Source organism: Bdellovibrio sp. SBM16 (genome assembly GCF_056175625.1).
Genome location: NZ_JBJKJG010000009.1, coordinates 1 through 15,759 on the forward strand (window position 1 = coordinate 1; position 15,759 = coordinate 15,759).

A 15,759-nucleotide genomic window follows, 5' to 3' on the forward strand; every position below is an offset into this window, starting at 1 on the left:
TTATTGATTTTAAATACGTCTCTTAGTATTTGGATCAACACTTGGGAGCAGGTCAGGGCCAAAGTGTTTCCACATTTTTGAGAGAGTCTCTCAAAAATGAGAGACTCTTTAAGCGTTCCATCTTGAGACAAAATACAGAAAATTTCAAAAAATACCGATACATTTTCTATGAAATGGAGATTATTTCTTCTCTTTCCAATCGCCATTGCGCTTGGCTACGGTTGCGGCAAAACGACATCATCGTCAAATGTCGGCGAGGCCACGCAACTTGCATTCGTGAGTTCTGTTTTTTCAAATACGGTAACTGATTTCTCAGTCCAAGTATTTTATGAAACCGGAGCGGAACCATATACGGGCAATCTTGGATTAACCGGAAACCAAACGTGGGACATCACAAAATCCAGTTTTACTTCTCTTTTTAGCACGCACACGGGGCGAACTATAACAGTACCGTCAACCATAGCGCAAATGACTTTCATTGGGTCACAAAATCAAAGTTCCTGGAGTGGCCAGCAGCTTATAAGCCTTGGGCAAACATATTTACAATCTTCAAGCTCATCTCAAATCAAGGTCACTGTGATTTTTGTTAAAGGCCTTTACCAAGGCAATTCAAATATTCTGGGAGTTCATTTTACTGGATACCCTTTTGTCTTTGTTTTCAAAGATGTCGTAACTTCAGTAGGAGGAGATCCCGTCAGCCAGCGTTACATCGAACAGGCTACAGTTGTCCATGAAGTTGGCCACGCCATCGGATTAGTTAATCTAGGTCTTCCAATGGCGGCCAATCACGAAGACCAAAGCCACGCACATCACACTGTTAATTCGAATTGTGTGATGTATTGGGCCGTTGAATCCAAATCTAATATTTTAACTTCACTTGCTAACGTGATCACCGGAAACCAGTTAAATTTATTTGGAAGTGAATCTCTGAACGATGCACACGCGTATCATCCTTAATTTTCCACTCTAAATGTAATCGCTCATTCAAGACAGAGAACGGAAAATCCCTTAGATCAATATACCTAAATTGATTTACTCCCGATAATTTAAAGTGAGAGGCGGACTCGCTTGTTTTTTAAAATTGTTAAAAACCAATCAGGTTCTATTTTAAATGTTTTGCTGATTTCCGGAGTTATTATTTCGGGTGCTTTTGCCATTATGATGAATGGCGGGGAGGCACAAACGAAATTGATTCAAAAAGCTCGCTTAACATCGGCCATCACATTAACGGTGGCGCAGCTTAAAGTTTTATTACAAAATACCCAAAGCTACGATTGTCCTAATAAAGATATCAGTCAATGCAGACTTGCATCCAGCTTCCAACAATCTTTTCAAGCCATTGCAGACAATAATACAAAAAAATTATGCCCCCCCCCATTCAAAGTTGTTCTTTATCACTTAAAGACATTACTTTTAATACGGATAGCACTAATACGTTCAATGCCAAGTTATATTATTCAGGACGCATGGCCATGAAAGACGTTCAGATTACTTTTATGGTTCCTGAAAATGTTCTAAGTGCCAGTAAAATTCTTTGCAGCGAAACATCCCCGTTATTTTTAGGATTTGATAGCAATGGAAGAATAAAATGTGGCGACTTGCCACCAGGCTACGGCCCTGGAACTTACATTTCACAGATTAATGATAAAAATTTAAGTACGAGCTGTTCACCTATTGGTAGATTTGTGGACTGCACTGTGTTTACGCAGGCCCAAGCCCATTCCACCATCCGACGCCATTCGAATTATTTCCGAACTGCGATGGGCAGGAGCCGCAAATGTTACACACCAATGTAAAAATCGAGCCAATGCATTTACTTATTTTGCCTACACGCCAAATATTGCTTACCAAAACGCTCCTACACCGACATCTCCACCAGTAATACCGCCGATTACCAACAATCCCCCAACAAATCCGCCCATTGCAAGTAACCCGACACCCTCAACACCTAGTCAGCCGGCGCCAGAGGAAACAGAGTACATCCCCTCCAATAGGCGCGGCCCGTGTGCGGTTGTCCGCCGCCAGCGTCGGACTGGTCTTGTGTATCCAATTCTCCTACTTTGTCGGGAGCTTATTGGAAAAAAGGAACTCAATCGATGATATGCAATCAATAGGTAACAATATAAACGGTGCAAATATGATTACCAAATTAAAGAATCTACTATGCTAAAAAACAATCAAGGCCTTACATTATTTGAACTTTTGATTGCTCTGGGAATCAGTAGTATCGTAGGGTTTGTTGTTTCAACAGAGCTTGTACAGTCCAGACAGCAAGAAAAAAAGATAACAGTCATGATGGATTTAGATAGTATGCATTTGGCTTCGGTCGAACGTGCGCATTCGATAGATTTTTGGCGCACAGCTTTAAATATGTTATGGCATATAAAACTGAATTATTTTTATGAAAATCAATTCCGCAGTAGATTTTTACTTGTTGTGTGGAATATGTTTCATGCGCTGTCCTTCTTTCTTTGTGCCATTTGGTGAGCACGTTGAGCTTTATGCTCGTTGTTTTGTAGGGACTTGTAACAAAGTCGACTACGTTTGAAAAAAGACGGCACCTTCCATACCTCCAGAGAAAATGACAGGAGCTTAACTGACTATTTTGAGATTTCGGTTTATTCTCAGTTCGAGACTTGTTAAGTTATTGAAAAGGTTCAATGTTTTTTTAGACAAAAATTTAATTTTTTTTCGGCATTGATTTTTGCTTTTGTTTACTGAACGTAAACTGTGGGAATGGTGTATATGGCATGGCAACAGGCGGACAAAGATAACTGGTACAAAAAACAAACTCTTAAACGCTCGTATCAAGACGAAGTGGTCAGCCGTATTCAACAGTTACAGGCTGATTATGACGTCACTCAATATGGTGCTCTATCAGAAAATCCACAGCGTTACCCGCTTTATATTATTCGCTCGAAGAATTTTCTTCCGGATAAAAAAACTGTTTTAATTACCGGCGGCGTACACGGTTATGAAACCAGTGGAGTGCAGGGGGCGATTGCTTTTTTTAAATCCGCAGCTAAAAACTACGAGCATAAATTTAACTTTGTCTGTGCGCCATGCATCAGCCCGTGGTCTTATGAAACGATAAACCGCTGGAATCCCAAAGCTGTAGATCCTAACCGTTCATTTCGTGCGGACAGTCCATCTGAAGAGTGTGCTCTGTTTTTGCAAGCGACTGCTGGATTAAATCCGTATATCCATTTTGATCTTCACGAAACCACCGACACCGATAACACGGTATTTCGACCCGCCCTTGAACAGCGCGACGGGCAAGTGATTCCGTTTTCGCCGATTCCGGATGGTTTTTATTTAGTCGGCGATAGCGACAATCCGCAGCCGGCCTTTCAAAAAGCGGTGATCGAGGCGGTCAGCAAAGTAACCCATATTGCGCTGCCAGACGATAAAGGCGAGTTATTGGGTGATAAGTTAGTTCAACACGGGGTTATCAATTATCCGGTAAAAAAAATCTTTTTATGTGCGGGCGCATTTAGCCCGAAATATGTAACTACCACAGAAGTTTATCCGGATAGCCCGAGAGTGACGGCTCAGATCTGCATTGAGGCGCAAGTTGTTGCAGTTAAAGCCGGCTTAGATTTTGTGTTAAAAGAAACGTAGTAGCGGGGATTTGAATGAAAAGGCCTGCACGATTAGGAGTTTAAGTAATGACGGTCTTGTTGATAGCGCTGCGAATTTTAGTTTTTTTAGTCGTTGTTGCGGTGGCTCTGCTTTATTTTTTTCAGGCAAAGCTGTTGTTTTATCCTACTAAACTTGCAACGAACTTAGTTTTTAAGTTCGCCATTCCACACCAGGAAAAATTTATTGCCTACGACGGCGAGATTCTGCACACCTTACTTTTTAAAGCGTCAAATCCTAAGGCGAGGGTACTTTATTTTCACGGAAACGGTGGGGCCTTGGATACCTGGGGGCAGGTTGCCGTTGAGCTTGTCAAAAAACTTAATGTCGATGTGTTAATCGTGGATTACCCAGGCTACGGAAAATCAACCGGTGCATTGCCGAGCACAGAGCAGGCCATGTATAGAAGCGGAGAGGCCGCTTTTGCTGAATTGCTGAAAAGTACAGACGGGAATTTGCCGTTGATCGTTTATGGGCGAAGCCTTGGTTCAGCCGTGGCTTCACACTTGGCCGCGAAGCCTGAAGTGCGTGCTCTTATTTTAGAGACACCGTACACCAGCATGAAAGCCATGGCGAAAGTGGTGTTTCCGTACGTGCCATCGTTTTTGGTGCGCTATAACCTGGATAATGAAATAAATCTGCGCCAAGTGAATGTGCCGGTTTTAATCCTGCATGGCACGAATGATAATGTAGTGCCGTATTCGCAAGGAAAAGAACTACACTCGCAAAAAGCGACCTCGGATTTTATCTCGATCGACGGTGGCAGCCATAATAATTTATCAGATTACCCGCGCTATTGGGATACCGTTATAAACTTTGTCAGACAAATTTCAAACTGAGAAAAAACTCTACATCCATTCAAAAACAACGATTTCACAGCGGGTAAACCAGCGCATCGGCGGTCCCCAGTAGCCGGTGCCCTGATGGGCAAAGACCTTGATCCCTTTGATGGTTTTAAATCCGGTAACGACCGGATTAGCCAGTCTTGCAAATAAACCAAACGGAAAAATCTGGCCGCCGTGGGTATGGCCAGAAAGTATTAAATCACACTTCTGGTTTTTAAGATCAAAGACACTTCCGGGCTGATGGGCGAGTAAAATTTTATAATCAACTAGCCGATCAGTCGTTAGTGCCTGATCAGGATTTGATTCTAAGCTTCGGTGAAAGCCTCTGACCTGCCGGTCAGGCACACCGGCAATGAGTAAACTTGCGCCTTCACGGTGAATGACTTCGTGCGAGTTGTGTAAGGCATGAAAGCCGAGCTCGCGTAAGCGCTGCTCCCAGTCGCCACCACGGATATATTCGTGATTACCGGTCACATAAAATTTCGGAACCACGATCTGCGCCAGCGGGTTTAACAGCGGTGAGGCTTCTTCAAACGGGGCATCCGTTAAATCACCGGTCACCACAACCAGATCCGGTTTTGCCGAGTGCAGACGATCGACAACTTTTTTTTGTAACCACCGCTCACGTAATAACGGCATACCGACATGCAGATCAGAGATTTGTAATAGTCTTAAACCGCGCAAAGATTCCGGCCCCTGCATCTTATGGGTAATAATTTTCGGGCCGGTAAAAGTAATGCGTAACGACCAAAGTGAAATGATTAAAGTGGCCCATAAGATCCAGCTTGAATGCACGGGCAGCGAGAAAAGAGAAAAAATTAATTGCACACAGGCAAAGAAAAACGCAATGGTAAAAACGCCCATCCAGACATAGCCGGCCAGAGTAATAATCTTTAACCGCTTACGCATGGACGTCATAGTAATAATCATCGCCAGCGGCATCAAAGCTACGCCAGCACCTATCAACGCGGCTAACAACAGCGGTGGTTGCGCAAAACTCTGCGCAGCCATCGTATAGATGAACCAATTGATCAGGCCAAGTAGAGCCGTGATAATTAATAACGGAAGTATGTAACGTCGCAAAGCAGTACCTCTCAAGACCTATTACAACATAAAAAAGCGCGTCTGCGCAAACGGGGGATGTTTGAACAGACGCGCTTTAGGCAGAACTAGTCTAGACTAGGCGATGCCGAAAAAGTCTTCGTTAATATCCTGGACATTTCGAAGCCGTTCTTTTCGGTGCGCGCGTTTTTTCCATTTATCTAATTGTTTGTGTAACTGATGATTGATTTTTTGGGTGACCTCACGCAGTTTTTTTCCGCTGGCCACGGCAAAAAATTTTCCGGCCGGTGAAAAAATAGTAACGACGGCTTTGAAAGCGCGGTCACGACGGGAGAACCTAGCCTCCATACGGGCGCCGTGCGGAGCCTCTTCTTGTAAAGTTGTCATTTTTTCTTCGAGATAGTTAAGAGTAAAATCAGACGGGTGAAACCCTTGAAATTTCATTTCCATAATACAGTATCCTTTTCATGTGCTTGTGTTGCATGAATCTTAAGTTGAACGATGAGCTAGAACTATGACCTAATAGACGACGCTGAATTTTATGGTGGTGCAATGTCTTGAAAAACTTGCATGTAGTCGGGGCTATTTAAATTTTTCATAAACAGTCCTCCCTTCTTTAACTTAAAGCTGAGTCTGAATTTAAAACCGTCAAGGTCCAGGTATTTATTTTGCTGATTTGAATGGGCTCTAAATAAGAAGGGATTAAATATGGATCAGCAATCAACGCAAGCCACACAAGCAACAAAACAGTTTTTTGATGTAGCGAAATACCCGGTAGTCGAACTAACCCGCGAATTTAACGCGCCGGTTGAAAGGTTGTGGCAAGCCTGGACGACGCCACAAATCATCAAGGAGTGGTGGGGGCCAGAAACCTATTCGTGCCCACAAGCCAAAATGGATGTGCGTGTGGGCGGAAAAAGTTTACTCGCCATGAAAGGACCAGATGGAAAAATTATTTACAGTGGCGGCACTTATGAAGTTATTGAAAAAAATCAGCGACTTGTAACAACGGATTCTTTTATGGATGCATCCGGAAACATTATTCGGGCTAAAGATATCGCCATGCCCGGCGACTGGCCAGAGGCTTGTCGTTTAACTATTAAATTCAGAAGTTTGGGCGAAGGTGCATCTGAAATTCAGATTAAACATGAAGGCATACCGAAAGAGATGCATGATGACTGCGTGTCTGGCTGGTCATCATCGATAGATAAATTAGAAAATATTGTTGAACAACAGTGACAGGATCTAGACCCCATTTTTTTCGAGCGCAATATCGTCGTTTAAAACCTGGGTTAGTTGTTCCGCACCCTGGCGGGAAACACTGATCATTTGTTTTTCGTCATGCTTAACGAGATGTTGTTCAATCAACATACTCTCGTCATGCAATTTAAATCTTTCGGTCAGGCGGCTGGCATGTTCGCGCTTATAGCCAAGTTCGACCAGCATTTCTTTTGATAAATCCAGTGCCGAATCGAAAGTTTCTCGTTTGATAAAGGTGATCCCCAGATCACGCAGTTTAAAAGCATGATCGCGGTTTCTGGCGCGGGCCAGAACTTTAAGTTTTGGAAAGTGTTCGGTAATAACCTTCGCGGTCGCAAGACTGGCTTCGGCATCGTCAATGGCCAGAATTAGCAGCTTGGCATCTGCCGCGCCGGCTTTTTCCAGCATATCTATGCGTGAGGCATCGCCATAATAAACTTTATTGCCGAACTTGCGCAGTAATTCGATCTGAGACGGATCTAATTCTAAAGCGGTAAACGAAATACCCAACGAGCGTAGAATACGGCCGCTGATCTGTCCGAAGCGGCCATAACCTGCGATGATGACGTGGTTGCTTTTACTTTCGATGTCATCAAACTGAATGTCTTTCTTTTTGCGGTTGTACAGGCCTGCCAGAATCTTTTCGTTAAACGCGAGGGCAATCGGGCTTGCGACCATCGATAGCGTTACAATGAGCACCAGCATCTCGGTTGTAGCGGCCGGCAGCAATTCAACTTTTAACGTCGAGGCAAAAATAACAAAAGCAAACTCACCGCCCTGAGTGATAGTTAAACTCATGCATTTTGCAGAGTGTGATTCTAATCCCATAACGCGGGCTGCAGCTAAGGTAAGTAATCCCTTAACCACCTGATAAAGAGCGGTCAGGGCCAGAATCAATAGCGGTGAGGCAATCAGGAGAGAAATATTTACCGCCATGCCGACCGAGATAAAAAATAAACCCATCAGTAAACCCTTAAACGGTTCAAGATCGGCTTCTAATTCGTGACGATATTCAGAATCGGCCAGTAGAACGCCGGCTAAAAATGCACCAAGGCCCATTGAAAGTCCTAAGTGATGCATCCACAGTGATACGCCCAGCACAATGGTTAAGGTAATTGCCGTAAAAATTTCGCGGTTACGGATTGATGCGACCACGCGTAAAAGCGGGCGGGTTAAGTAGCGGCTGATTAAAATTAAAACGATAACTGTGGCCAAAAACCACAGTGCTGTCCAGCGGTTAAGGCCAGAATCAGCAGCCACAGTTCCTAACAGCGGAATCAAAGCCAGTGCCGGAATTGCGACAATGTCCTGCATAAGTAATATCGCAAAAGCTTTTTGCCCTGGTTCGGTTTGCAGCTGTTTACGTTCGATCAGCGTCTGCATGGCAAAGGCCGTTGATGAAAGGGATAAAGCAAAACCGATCACCATCGCCTGCGACCACGAAAAATTAAAGAACTTGGCAATTATACCCAGACCCAAGGTACAGGCTAAGATTTGCAATCCGCCAAAGCCAACCAAGTCTTTACGCATGCTCCATAGTTTTTTAGGCTGTAGTTCTAGACCGATAATAAATAACAGAAAGACCACGCCAAATTCCGCAAATGCTGACACGCTGTTTACGTCTTTTACGACGCCGAGTGCATGCGGCCCAATAATAAAGCCTGCGGTTAAATAGCCAAGCACAGAGCCAAGTCCAAGTTTGTGAAAGATCGGAACCAACAATGCAGACAGCGAAAGGTAAATAAGGGCGGGAGTTAATAAATCCATGCGGGTAGTATAGAAAGAAATACTTTACTTGCACAGCAGAAATTTAAAGTAATACTATTTATTCATGCCAGTCACACGAGCTCCATTTTTTTCAGTTCCGTCAGTACGCTACTTTTTTATTTTACTATCCGGTTTTTTTTTAACTTATCTGGCTTTTACAGCGCTATGCTATGAAAAGCGCTACGATGTGAGTTTCGCACCAGGAATGACGCTTAAGTCAGCCGCCGGTGAAATTGTGCTGGAAGAAATTGATTTTACCCCAGAGCCCGGTGAATTTCCGAAATATCAGGAATATAACACCTTTATGGCAAGACAGAGTCAGATCACGGCAATCTTAAATTCGGGCCGGATAACTGTCACTCGAGCTGATACAACGACCGACGTCAGTGCTGTTAAAAAAGAATTGGCAGATTTGCCGGCGCTTTTTTGGATTCAGGTTATCGTCGCACTGGGCGCTTTGTATATTTCTGGCTGGATCTGGGTGCTTAAACCAAAAACTCTGACGACTCAGCTGTTTTTTTTAAGCGGTTTCGGTCTGGCCATGTCAGCACTGACTTCGGCGGTGTATACGAGCAGAGCTCTGGCCTTACCGGCAGAAATTTTTCGGCCTCTTTCGTATGCTAATGCCATTGGTGCCGGCATCTTTGCATGCGCGATGTACGCCTTGTTTTTAATTTACCCGCATGCAATTAAACATGCTAAAAAATGGATCGTCGCCGGAACGTTCGTATTCATGGGCAGTGTCTTTGGCTACTGCACGCAAACCCTACCGGAAGTTCTGCATTTAAATCTGGCCATCGTTATCATGATGCTGGGAATCTGCGGGCTTATTGCAGTACAGTACGTTATCACCAAGCATGATCCGAAGGCGCGGGCGATTCTGCTCTGGTTAGGTTTATCAGTCGTGTTAGGCGCCGGATTTTTTGTCGCCTTTAATACTCTGCCGTTGGTTTTGGGTACAACGCCGTTAGAGCAGGGCTGGGCGTTTCTTTCATTTTTGATTATTTATCTGGGGATAGCCCTTGGAATTAAACAGTTTCGCTTATTTGAAGTTGGTGACTGGGCTTACGGTTTTTTATTCTATGTAGCCGGCACTGTGATTTTTGTAGCACTTGATGTGGCGCTGGTGTTTGTGCTTGGGATCGATCGGTTTCCGGCATTGGGAATAGCTTTAGTTTTTGTCGGCATTTGTTACTTGCCGTTACGTGATTTTTTTTGGCGTATATTTAGCCGCAAAAAAGAATTGCCCTCACACGAGCTTTTAGGCGAAGCCCTACGTGTGGCGCTGGCTCCGACGGCGAGCCAGCGTTTACAGAGATGGGAGAGCTTGCTGAACCGTCTTTTTGAACCATTAGAAATGAAAACGCACGACCATAATTGTCATGATGTCGAAATCGAAGATGAAGGTGTGGTGCTTATCCTGCCGCCGATTGCCGACATTCCATCGCTGCGTTTGGCGTATCCGTGGTCGGGACGTGCGCTTTTTAGTCCGCGCGCAGTGCAAACTGCAAGACAAGTGGTTAGATTTATCGAAGAAGCCGAAAGCAGCCGTCAGGCCTATGACCGTGGAGTGAGCGAAGAGCGTATGCGCATTGCCCAGGATTTGCATGACGATGTCGGAGCACGTCTGTTAACGGGTTTGCACGGGGAGAATTCAGATTTACGCTCGACGATTCAAGGGGCGATGACGGATATTCGTACCATCATTAAAGGTATTGCCGGCGAGCGGGTGCCGTTATCAACACTGCTTGCCGATTTGCGAAGTGAAAGTCAGAAACGTTTGCAAGCGGTGGGTATAGACTTAGATTGGCAATTTAATGAAACAGAAAATTCCGATCCAACCATAGATTACCGTTTACATAAAACCATTGGCTCGGCGATTCGTGAAATTGTAAGTAATGCGATTAAACATTCGCTGGCAAAAAAACTCACGGTGCGCATATCTTTGAACCATGAACAAATCGAACTCAGTATTTCTGATGATGGCCAGGGTTTTTCAGATAATGTTCTGCGTGGTCAATTTGGATTTGGTCTTACGGGTCTGCATAAAAGAATTAAAGATTTACGGGGAACTCTGGCTTTAAAAAACCAGCCAAATGCATCAGTCGAGATCATCTTGCCTCTCACTTGAGTAATTTTGCCCCCTTAAATAGGGGGGTATTTTATCTCAAAAGTAAATAAAGATTGTCCTAAACTCGACAAGCTCGGTGAAGTTTGTTGAAATAGATTTTATGAACGGTAAATCCTGTCTCATCGTTGAAGACCAAATCGCGACGTCGAGTTACTTAAATAAAATTGTTACTATGGCGTTTCCGGGGATTGTGACCTTGCATGCTCTGGATTTAAAATCGGCGTTGTCGTTCATTAATAACCCGGCCACTTTTAAAGAAAAACCGCTAGGGCTTTGTATCGTGGATTTAGGTTTGCCTGACGGCTCGGGCGTTGATGTTATCCGAGCTGTAAAAGAAAAATATTCTGATGTGCCATCAGTGGTCGCGACAATTTATGATGACGATGGTTTTCTTTTTAAAGCTTTAGCTGCCGGTGCTTTTGGCTATTTACTGAAATCAGACGATGAAAATCAGTTGGTTGATTTGTTACGGCAAATTAAAAACGATAATCCGCCATTGTCGCCGGCGATCGCCCGCCGTCTGCTGCAACAACACTTTAAAGACACTAATGCGCCAACGGCAAACGACGTAAAGTTAAGTCCGCGTGAGCATGAAACACTGGTATTGATTGCCCGCGGCCTTACGGTGAGTGAAGTAGCTACAGAAATGAAACTAAGCGCACAGACCGTTTCTGGTTATGTTAAAATTATTTATCAGAAAATGCATGTCTCTAACCGCGTCGAATTAATCCGCGAAGCCACACGCCGGGGCTTAGTTTAAACCGAAAAAGAATCTTTAAGTTTAGCGACGATCGGATTTTCGATCTTACGTTGTGCCGTCACCAAGAATAATTCTTCATGCACACCTTTTAGCTGACCGATTTCGATCAACTCTCCGGTCGAAACGAGTTCTTTCAGTGAATTTGACACAGCCGGAAGCAGACCGATTTCGTTGCTGGCCAGTAACTTCTGTACTGAAATATCCTGGGTTTCAACAGTGATATTCATATCAATCTGATTTAGCTTGGCCCAGTGATCCAGATCCTGGCGTAATTTACTGTCGTAAGTCGGAAGAATCAACGGTGCGCCGGAAACAGATCGGGGAAAATCTTTTTTTAGATGTTTGAACTTGGGTGCGGCATAGAAGCCGACATTTTTTTTAGCGATAGCTTTCGGGTAAAGCCCCTTGGCGCTGATACCACTGGGCATAAAGTTAGTAACGATTAAATCCATGCGGTGGGCCGTAAGTTCGCGGTGAAGTTCATCAAAGCGCCCTTCCGAAAGGGTGATCTGGCAGGGAGAAATCTTTAATGCCTGCTTGGTCAGCTGGGTGACGATGTGCTTAGGCACGCCGTCGAGCGCCCCTAAATGCAGCGAAGGTTTTAAGGGTTTAAAGCGGTCATGCAGAACTTCGTACATTTCTGAACCGAGGCGAAAAATATTCTTGGCGTAATCTAAAGCGACTTTACCGTATTCGGTTAAGATCAGCTTTTTATGCTGGCGCTCAAACAGCTGCACCCCTAAGGCATCTTCAAATTGTTTAAGCTGCGCCGATAAGGTCGGTTGGCCGATGCGCAGCTTTTCTGCGGCTTTTGAAACGGTGCCCTCTTCGGCAATCACTTTAAAATAAAATAGATGATGATAATTTAACCAGGGGTTCATTGACTTTATATATCGCTAAAAGCGATACTAAACAAGGTTTTTATCTATTTGAGTGATGCAATGAAATCACCGATATATAAAAGAACCCACAAGGAGTATGTTGTGATTCTGTTTCCATTTGCTGATTATTGGTGGTTCTATGCCGGGTTTACCTTATTTGTGTTAGCGATGCTGGCACTGGATCTGGGTGTATTTCATAAAAAATCTCATGTTGTCAGTTTTAAAGAATCTGCAGCCTGGACCGCGGTGTGGATCAGTTTAGCCCTGGTGTTTAATGTAGTATTTTATTATTACGCCAAGCACCTGTTTTCGACCGATGCCAGATTCCTGGCGATTCCGGGGTTTGACGCTGCCGAACAGGCGAAGACGTCAGCCCTAGAGTTTTTAACAGGTTTCGTGATCGAAAAGTCTTTGGCGATCGATAATATTTTTGTCTTTGCGGTAGTGTTTGCCTACTTCGGTATACCTAAAATATATCAGCACCGTGTTTTATTCTGGGGTATTTTAGGTGCGTTAGTGTTCCGTGCGATTTTTATCGCAATGGGTTCGGTGTTAATGCAGTACCACTGGGTGATGTATTTCTTCGGCGGTCTATTGATTCTTACCGGTATTAAAATGTTTTTCGCAGGTACAGACGAGCAGGATTTGGAGAACAATTTTATTGTTCGCCAGTTAAAGAAAATTTTTCGTGTCCATCCGGCTATTGAGGGTCCGAAATTTTTCTTAAATAAAAATGGTCTTACGTATGTTACCCCTCTCTTCTTGGCTCTAGTCTTCCTTGAAATGAGTGACATTATCTTTGCTATCGATTCTGTACCTGCGATTTTTGCTTTAACCAAAGAGCCGTTAATCGTATTTACATCAAACATTTTTGCCATCATGGGCTTACGTTCGATGTACTTTATGTTGGCCGGGGTGATGGATAAATTCGCATATATTAAGTACGGCTTAGCAGCAGTACTTATTTTCGTCGGTCTTAAAATGACGTGGTTAAACAACGTTTTCGGTGGCAAATTCCCGATCACGTGGTCACTGGGTATTATCGCCGTCTTAATCGGCGGCTCGGTCGTGGCTTCGTTAGTGCTTGGCGATAAAAAAGAAAAAGCGAGCTAAAGCTCTTCGGCAAAAATCTTTTCGGTAATTTTCCAGTACTTGTCCTGTTTTCTGGCGATGATAAAGGATGGTCGTCTAAACAGGACCTGGTATTTAACGGCCTGGCTCGGGTGATCGAGCTCGACCGCAAGTTCTGGCCGGCGTAAATGTGAACGTAAAAAATTAATATTAAATTTTTTAATCGCCGTCGGATTATTGAAAAAATGCGCTTCGCTGATGTACTGGCCATCTAAATCGTAATAGCGGATCTCAAGGTAGGGGTTGCCATTTTTGTCTTTACGCTCATCAAAAACAACTTTATCAGGCGTCATCACATGTGCGTTTTTTGAAAGCCTTGCCTGTTTTAATTTGGCATCGGCATCAATCAGGACCGCTTTGCAGTTTTCGCAGGCTTTGGCGGTAATATCGTTTTCTTGCCCACATGAATGACAGATCTTCGATCTGAATCTGTAACCGCACGGTACAATCTCAAACGTTGTCGGGTGCTGTTTGGCGCCCCGGCATTTACGGCCAAAGTGTTCGTAGACAACACCGTCTTCATCGGCATAGCCCCAGAAATCGTTCACGTGTTCGCACACCGGGCAGGGCACCTGCACCGGCACAGAGTCTTTGGCTGGCCTGCGGTCGCTGATTTCTGGCGTGAAAATATCGTGTCCCATGCCGGCATAATCCAGGATATAACAATCTTTTTTTTCTGGTGATAGGCGCAGGCCGCGGCCGACGATCTGTTGGTATAAGCTGTTTGATTCGGTCGGGCGCATGATAGCAATCACGTCAACGTGAGGTGCATCAAAGCCGGTGGTTAATACCGAAACGTTAACCAGGTATTTAAATTTTTTCTTTTTAAAATCTTCGACAATGGCATCACGTTCTTTGATGTCGGTATCTCCGATGACGATACGGGCATCGCCTTCGGGTAAATGCGACATGATTTCTTCAGCATGTTTAATGGTGCTGGCAAAAATCATCACACCTTTGCGGTGGTAGCGCTCGGTAATATCAATAATGTTTTTTATAATCAGCGGTGTTAGGCGCTTTTGGCTTTTGATGATCTCTTCAACTTCAGCCATGGTGTAGGAGCGGTTACGGTCGGTAAGTTCTGAGAAATCATAGCAAGTGACCGGAATATCAACTTTTACCGGTGGGGTTAAAAACTGATTTTTAATCATGTATGACAGTGGTAACTCATACACACACTGTTTAAAAAATCTTGGCTGCTCGGTTTTAAGTTCGCCTAAATTTGAGTATTCATAGATCCAGCCTAAACCCATGCGGTACGGGGTGGCGGTTAAGCCCAAGATGCAGATTTCTGGATTTTTTTCTTTTAGTTTGGTGATGACATCCTGGTACTGGGTAGAACCCTCTTCCGCCACCCGGTGACATTCGTCGATCACCACCAGCGAGAAATTTTCGAAGAAGGCCTTTGGCGCACGCGCCACTGACTGAACGCTACCGAAGATGGCTTTCTGATCCCAGTCTTTTTTGCCTAAGCTGGCCGAAAAAATGCCGGCCTCTAAACCGTAACTTTTGTATTTTTCGTAGTTTTGCTCGACCAGTTCTTTTACGTGCGCAAGGACCAGCACGCGCCCTTTGGCAATCCGGGCAAGTTCGGCGATCACTAAACTTTTACCGGCACCAGTCGGAAGCACGATAACAGCCGGCACACGTTTTTTCTGAAAAAACTTAATCGTGTTATTAACAGCCTGTTGTTGGTAATCGCGCAGTTTGTACATTATAAAGGTTTTTCGATTTTATAGATGTAAGATTTTTTCGGCGGTCCGTATGAAATGCTGACTTCTTCAATGCCGGTATTTATCGCGCCGATTTTTTCCATCGCCTTTTGTGAGCGCCGGTTGTTAAGTCCGACCTGAAACAGGCAGGCCTTTACAAACTGTAGTGAATAATTAATCACTAATTTTTTTAAATCACGGTTATAGATTCCGCCCCAGTACGGTCGAGCGATAAAAGTATAGCCGATGGTGATCGTCGATTTGTTTTTGTCGTAATCGTAAAAACGGGTCGAACCGATAAGTTTTGCGGTTTTACGCTCAACGATTGCCATGCCGCCACCGGATTGAATGGCTTCGGCAAAAAACTTTTCGAACACTTCGGGTTTCCAGCGGTCAGATTGCGGGTGCTGTTCCCAGATCAACGGATCAGACGCCGCTTTTAAAAGATCTGTATAATCTTCAGGGGTAAGAGGTCTAACTTCTAAAAGCTCGCTTAATAGCGTAGGCTGGATATTCATGGCTTTCAAAATATTTGAACTTTACAGTTAATTCAAATACCTTTTTAGAAGCA

Annotated in this window: 15 protein-coding genes; 9 read left to right on the plus strand and 6 right to left on the minus strand. The window is 44.2% G+C overall.

Features of this window, described 5'->3' with window-relative positions:
• Positions 1–168 precede the first annotated feature (168 nt).
• The 5 genes from AC04MM_RS10465 (at position 169) to AC04MM_RS10485 (ending at position 4,478) form a co-directional block, all read left to right on the plus strand.
• Positions 169–957: a hypothetical protein gene (locus AC04MM_RS10465; RefSeq protein ID WP_475380305.1), complete on the plus strand. Its 789-nt coding sequence runs from the start codon at positions 169–171 to the stop codon at positions 955–957.
• Between the two features lie 111 nt (positions 958–1,068).
• Positions 1,069–1,476, plus strand: coding sequence for a hypothetical protein (locus tag AC04MM_RS10470; RefSeq protein WP_475380306.1), 408 nt, complete (start codon positions 1,069–1,071; stop codon positions 1,474–1,476).
• A gap of 687 nt (positions 1,477–2,163) precedes the next feature.
• Entirely contained in the window at positions 2,164–2,487 is a 324-nt protein-coding gene (locus AC04MM_RS10475; protein WP_475380307.1) for a prepilin-type N-terminal cleavage/methylation domain-containing protein, read from the plus strand.
• 258 nt (positions 2,488–2,745) lie between these two features.
• Positions 2,746–3,621 carry a M14 family metallopeptidase gene (locus AC04MM_RS10480; RefSeq protein ID WP_475380308.1) on the plus strand — a complete coding sequence of 292 codons (876 nt, stop codon included), beginning with the start codon at positions 2,746–2,748 and terminating at the stop codon, positions 3,619–3,621.
• Between the two features lie 47 nt (positions 3,622–3,668).
• Positions 3,669–4,478 (plus strand): alpha/beta hydrolase, encoded by an 810-nt coding sequence (locus AC04MM_RS10485; RefSeq protein ID WP_475380309.1) that lies wholly within the window; start codon positions 3,669–3,671, stop codon positions 4,476–4,478.
• 9 nt (positions 4,479–4,487) lie between these two features.
• On the opposite strand, the gene AC04MM_RS10490 is transcribed toward AC04MM_RS10485, so the two are convergent.
• The gene (locus AC04MM_RS10490; protein WP_475380310.1) at positions 4,488–5,567 is read right to left on the minus strand and encodes a metallophosphoesterase; all 1,080 of its coding nucleotides are present in this window, start codon (positions 5,565–5,567) and stop codon (positions 4,488–4,490) included.
• Positions 5,568–5,663: 96 nt separating this feature from the next.
• Entirely contained in the window at positions 5,664–5,996 is a 333-nt protein-coding gene (locus AC04MM_RS10495; protein WP_475380311.1) for a hypothetical protein, read from the minus strand.
• Between the two features lie 258 nt (positions 5,997–6,254).
• On the opposite strand from AC04MM_RS10495, the gene AC04MM_RS10500 reads away from it, so the two are divergent.
• Positions 6,255–6,785 carry an SRPBCC family protein gene (locus tag AC04MM_RS10500; RefSeq protein ID WP_475380312.1) on the plus strand — a complete coding sequence of 177 codons (531 nt, stop codon included), beginning with the start codon at positions 6,255–6,257 and terminating at the stop codon, positions 6,783–6,785.
• Positions 6,786–6,791: 6 nt separating this feature from the next.
• Here AC04MM_RS10500 and AC04MM_RS10505 read toward each other — a convergent pair whose 3' ends face one another.
• The gene (locus AC04MM_RS10505; protein WP_475380313.1) at positions 6,792–8,573 is read right to left on the minus strand and encodes a monovalent cation:proton antiporter-2 (CPA2) family protein; all 1,782 of its coding nucleotides are present in this window, start codon (positions 8,571–8,573) and stop codon (positions 6,792–6,794) included.
• A gap of 64 nt (positions 8,574–8,637) precedes the next feature.
• Here AC04MM_RS10505 and AC04MM_RS10510 point away from each other — a divergent pair, with 64 nt between their 5' ends.
• On the plus strand, positions 8,638–10,704 hold the full coding sequence (locus tag AC04MM_RS10510) for a sensor histidine kinase (RefSeq protein WP_475380314.1): 2,067 nt from the start codon (positions 8,638–8,640) through the stop codon (positions 10,702–10,704).
• A 76-nt stretch (positions 10,705–10,780) separates the two neighbouring features.
• Positions 10,781–11,464, plus strand: coding sequence for a LuxR C-terminal-related transcriptional regulator (locus tag AC04MM_RS10515; RefSeq protein WP_475380315.1), 684 nt, complete (start codon positions 10,781–10,783; stop codon positions 11,462–11,464).
• Here AC04MM_RS10515 and AC04MM_RS10520 read toward each other — a convergent pair.
• Positions 11,461–12,345 (minus strand): LysR family transcriptional regulator, encoded by an 885-nt coding sequence (locus AC04MM_RS10520; protein ID WP_475380316.1) that lies wholly within the window; start codon positions 12,343–12,345, stop codon positions 11,461–11,463. The two genes, AC04MM_RS10515 and AC04MM_RS10520, sit on opposite strands and share 4 nt — an antisense overlap.
• A gap of 102 nt (positions 12,346–12,447) precedes the next feature.
• Between AC04MM_RS10520 and AC04MM_RS10525 the strand changes: the two genes are divergently transcribed.
• On the plus strand, positions 12,448–13,458 hold the full coding sequence (locus tag AC04MM_RS10525; protein ID WP_475380317.1) for a TerC family protein: 1,011 nt from the start codon (positions 12,448–12,450) through the stop codon (positions 13,456–13,458).
• On the opposite strand, the gene radD is transcribed toward AC04MM_RS10525, so the two are convergent.
• Both radD and AC04MM_RS10535 read right to left on the minus strand, forming a co-directional pair.
• Positions 13,455–15,191 carry a DNA repair helicase RadD gene (radD, locus tag AC04MM_RS10530; protein ID WP_475380318.1) on the minus strand — a complete coding sequence of 579 codons (1,737 nt, stop codon included), beginning with the start codon at positions 15,189–15,191 and terminating at the stop codon, positions 13,455–13,457. The genes AC04MM_RS10525 and radD overlap by 4 nt on opposite strands.
• Positions 15,191–15,706, minus strand: a complete 516-nt coding sequence (locus tag AC04MM_RS10535) for a GNAT family N-acetyltransferase (protein ID WP_475380319.1) — start codon at positions 15,704–15,706, stop codon at positions 15,191–15,193. The genes radD and AC04MM_RS10535 overlap by 1 nt, the downstream gene beginning before the upstream one ends.
• Positions 15,707–15,759: the final 53 nt, after the last annotated feature.

What these genes read in the sequence shown, in the direction of transcription:
- AC04MM_RS10480 (WP_475380308.1), top strand. Translation starts at nt 2,746, where the DNA reads ATGGCATGGCAACAGGCGGACAAAGATAACTGGTACAAAAAACAAACT.
- AC04MM_RS10535 (WP_475380319.1), bottom strand. Translation starts at nt 15,706, where the DNA reads ATGAATATCCAGCCTACGCTATTAAGCGAGCTTTTAGAAGTTAGACCT.
- AC04MM_RS10505 (WP_475380313.1), bottom strand. Translation starts at nt 8,573, where the DNA reads ATGGATTTATTAACTCCCGCCCTTATTTACCTTTCGCTGTCTGCATTG.
- AC04MM_RS10510 (WP_475380314.1), top strand. Translation starts at nt 8,638, where the DNA reads ATGCCAGTCACACGAGCTCCATTTTTTTCAGTTCCGTCAGTACGCTAC.
- AC04MM_RS10465 (WP_475380305.1), top strand. Translation starts at nt 169, where the DNA reads ATGAAATGGAGATTATTTCTTCTCTTTCCAATCGCCATTGCGCTTGGC.
- AC04MM_RS10520 (WP_475380316.1), bottom strand. Translation starts at nt 12,345, where the DNA reads ATGAACCCCTGGTTAAATTATCATCATCTATTTTATTTTAAAGTGATT.
- AC04MM_RS10500 (WP_475380312.1), top strand. Translation starts at nt 6,255, where the DNA reads ATGGATCAGCAATCAACGCAAGCCACACAAGCAACAAAACAGTTTTTT.
- AC04MM_RS10495 (WP_475380311.1), bottom strand. Translation starts at nt 5,996, where the DNA reads ATGGAAATGAAATTTCAAGGGTTTCACCCGTCTGATTTTACTCTTAAC.
- AC04MM_RS10485 (WP_475380309.1), top strand. Translation starts at nt 3,669, where the DNA reads ATGACGGTCTTGTTGATAGCGCTGCGAATTTTAGTTTTTTTAGTCGTT.
- AC04MM_RS10475 (WP_475380307.1), top strand. Translation starts at nt 2,164, where the DNA reads ATGCTAAAAAACAATCAAGGCCTTACATTATTTGAACTTTTGATTGCT.
- radD (WP_475380318.1), bottom strand. Translation starts at nt 15,191, where the DNA reads ATGTACAAACTGCGCGATTACCAACAACAGGCTGTTAATAACACGATT.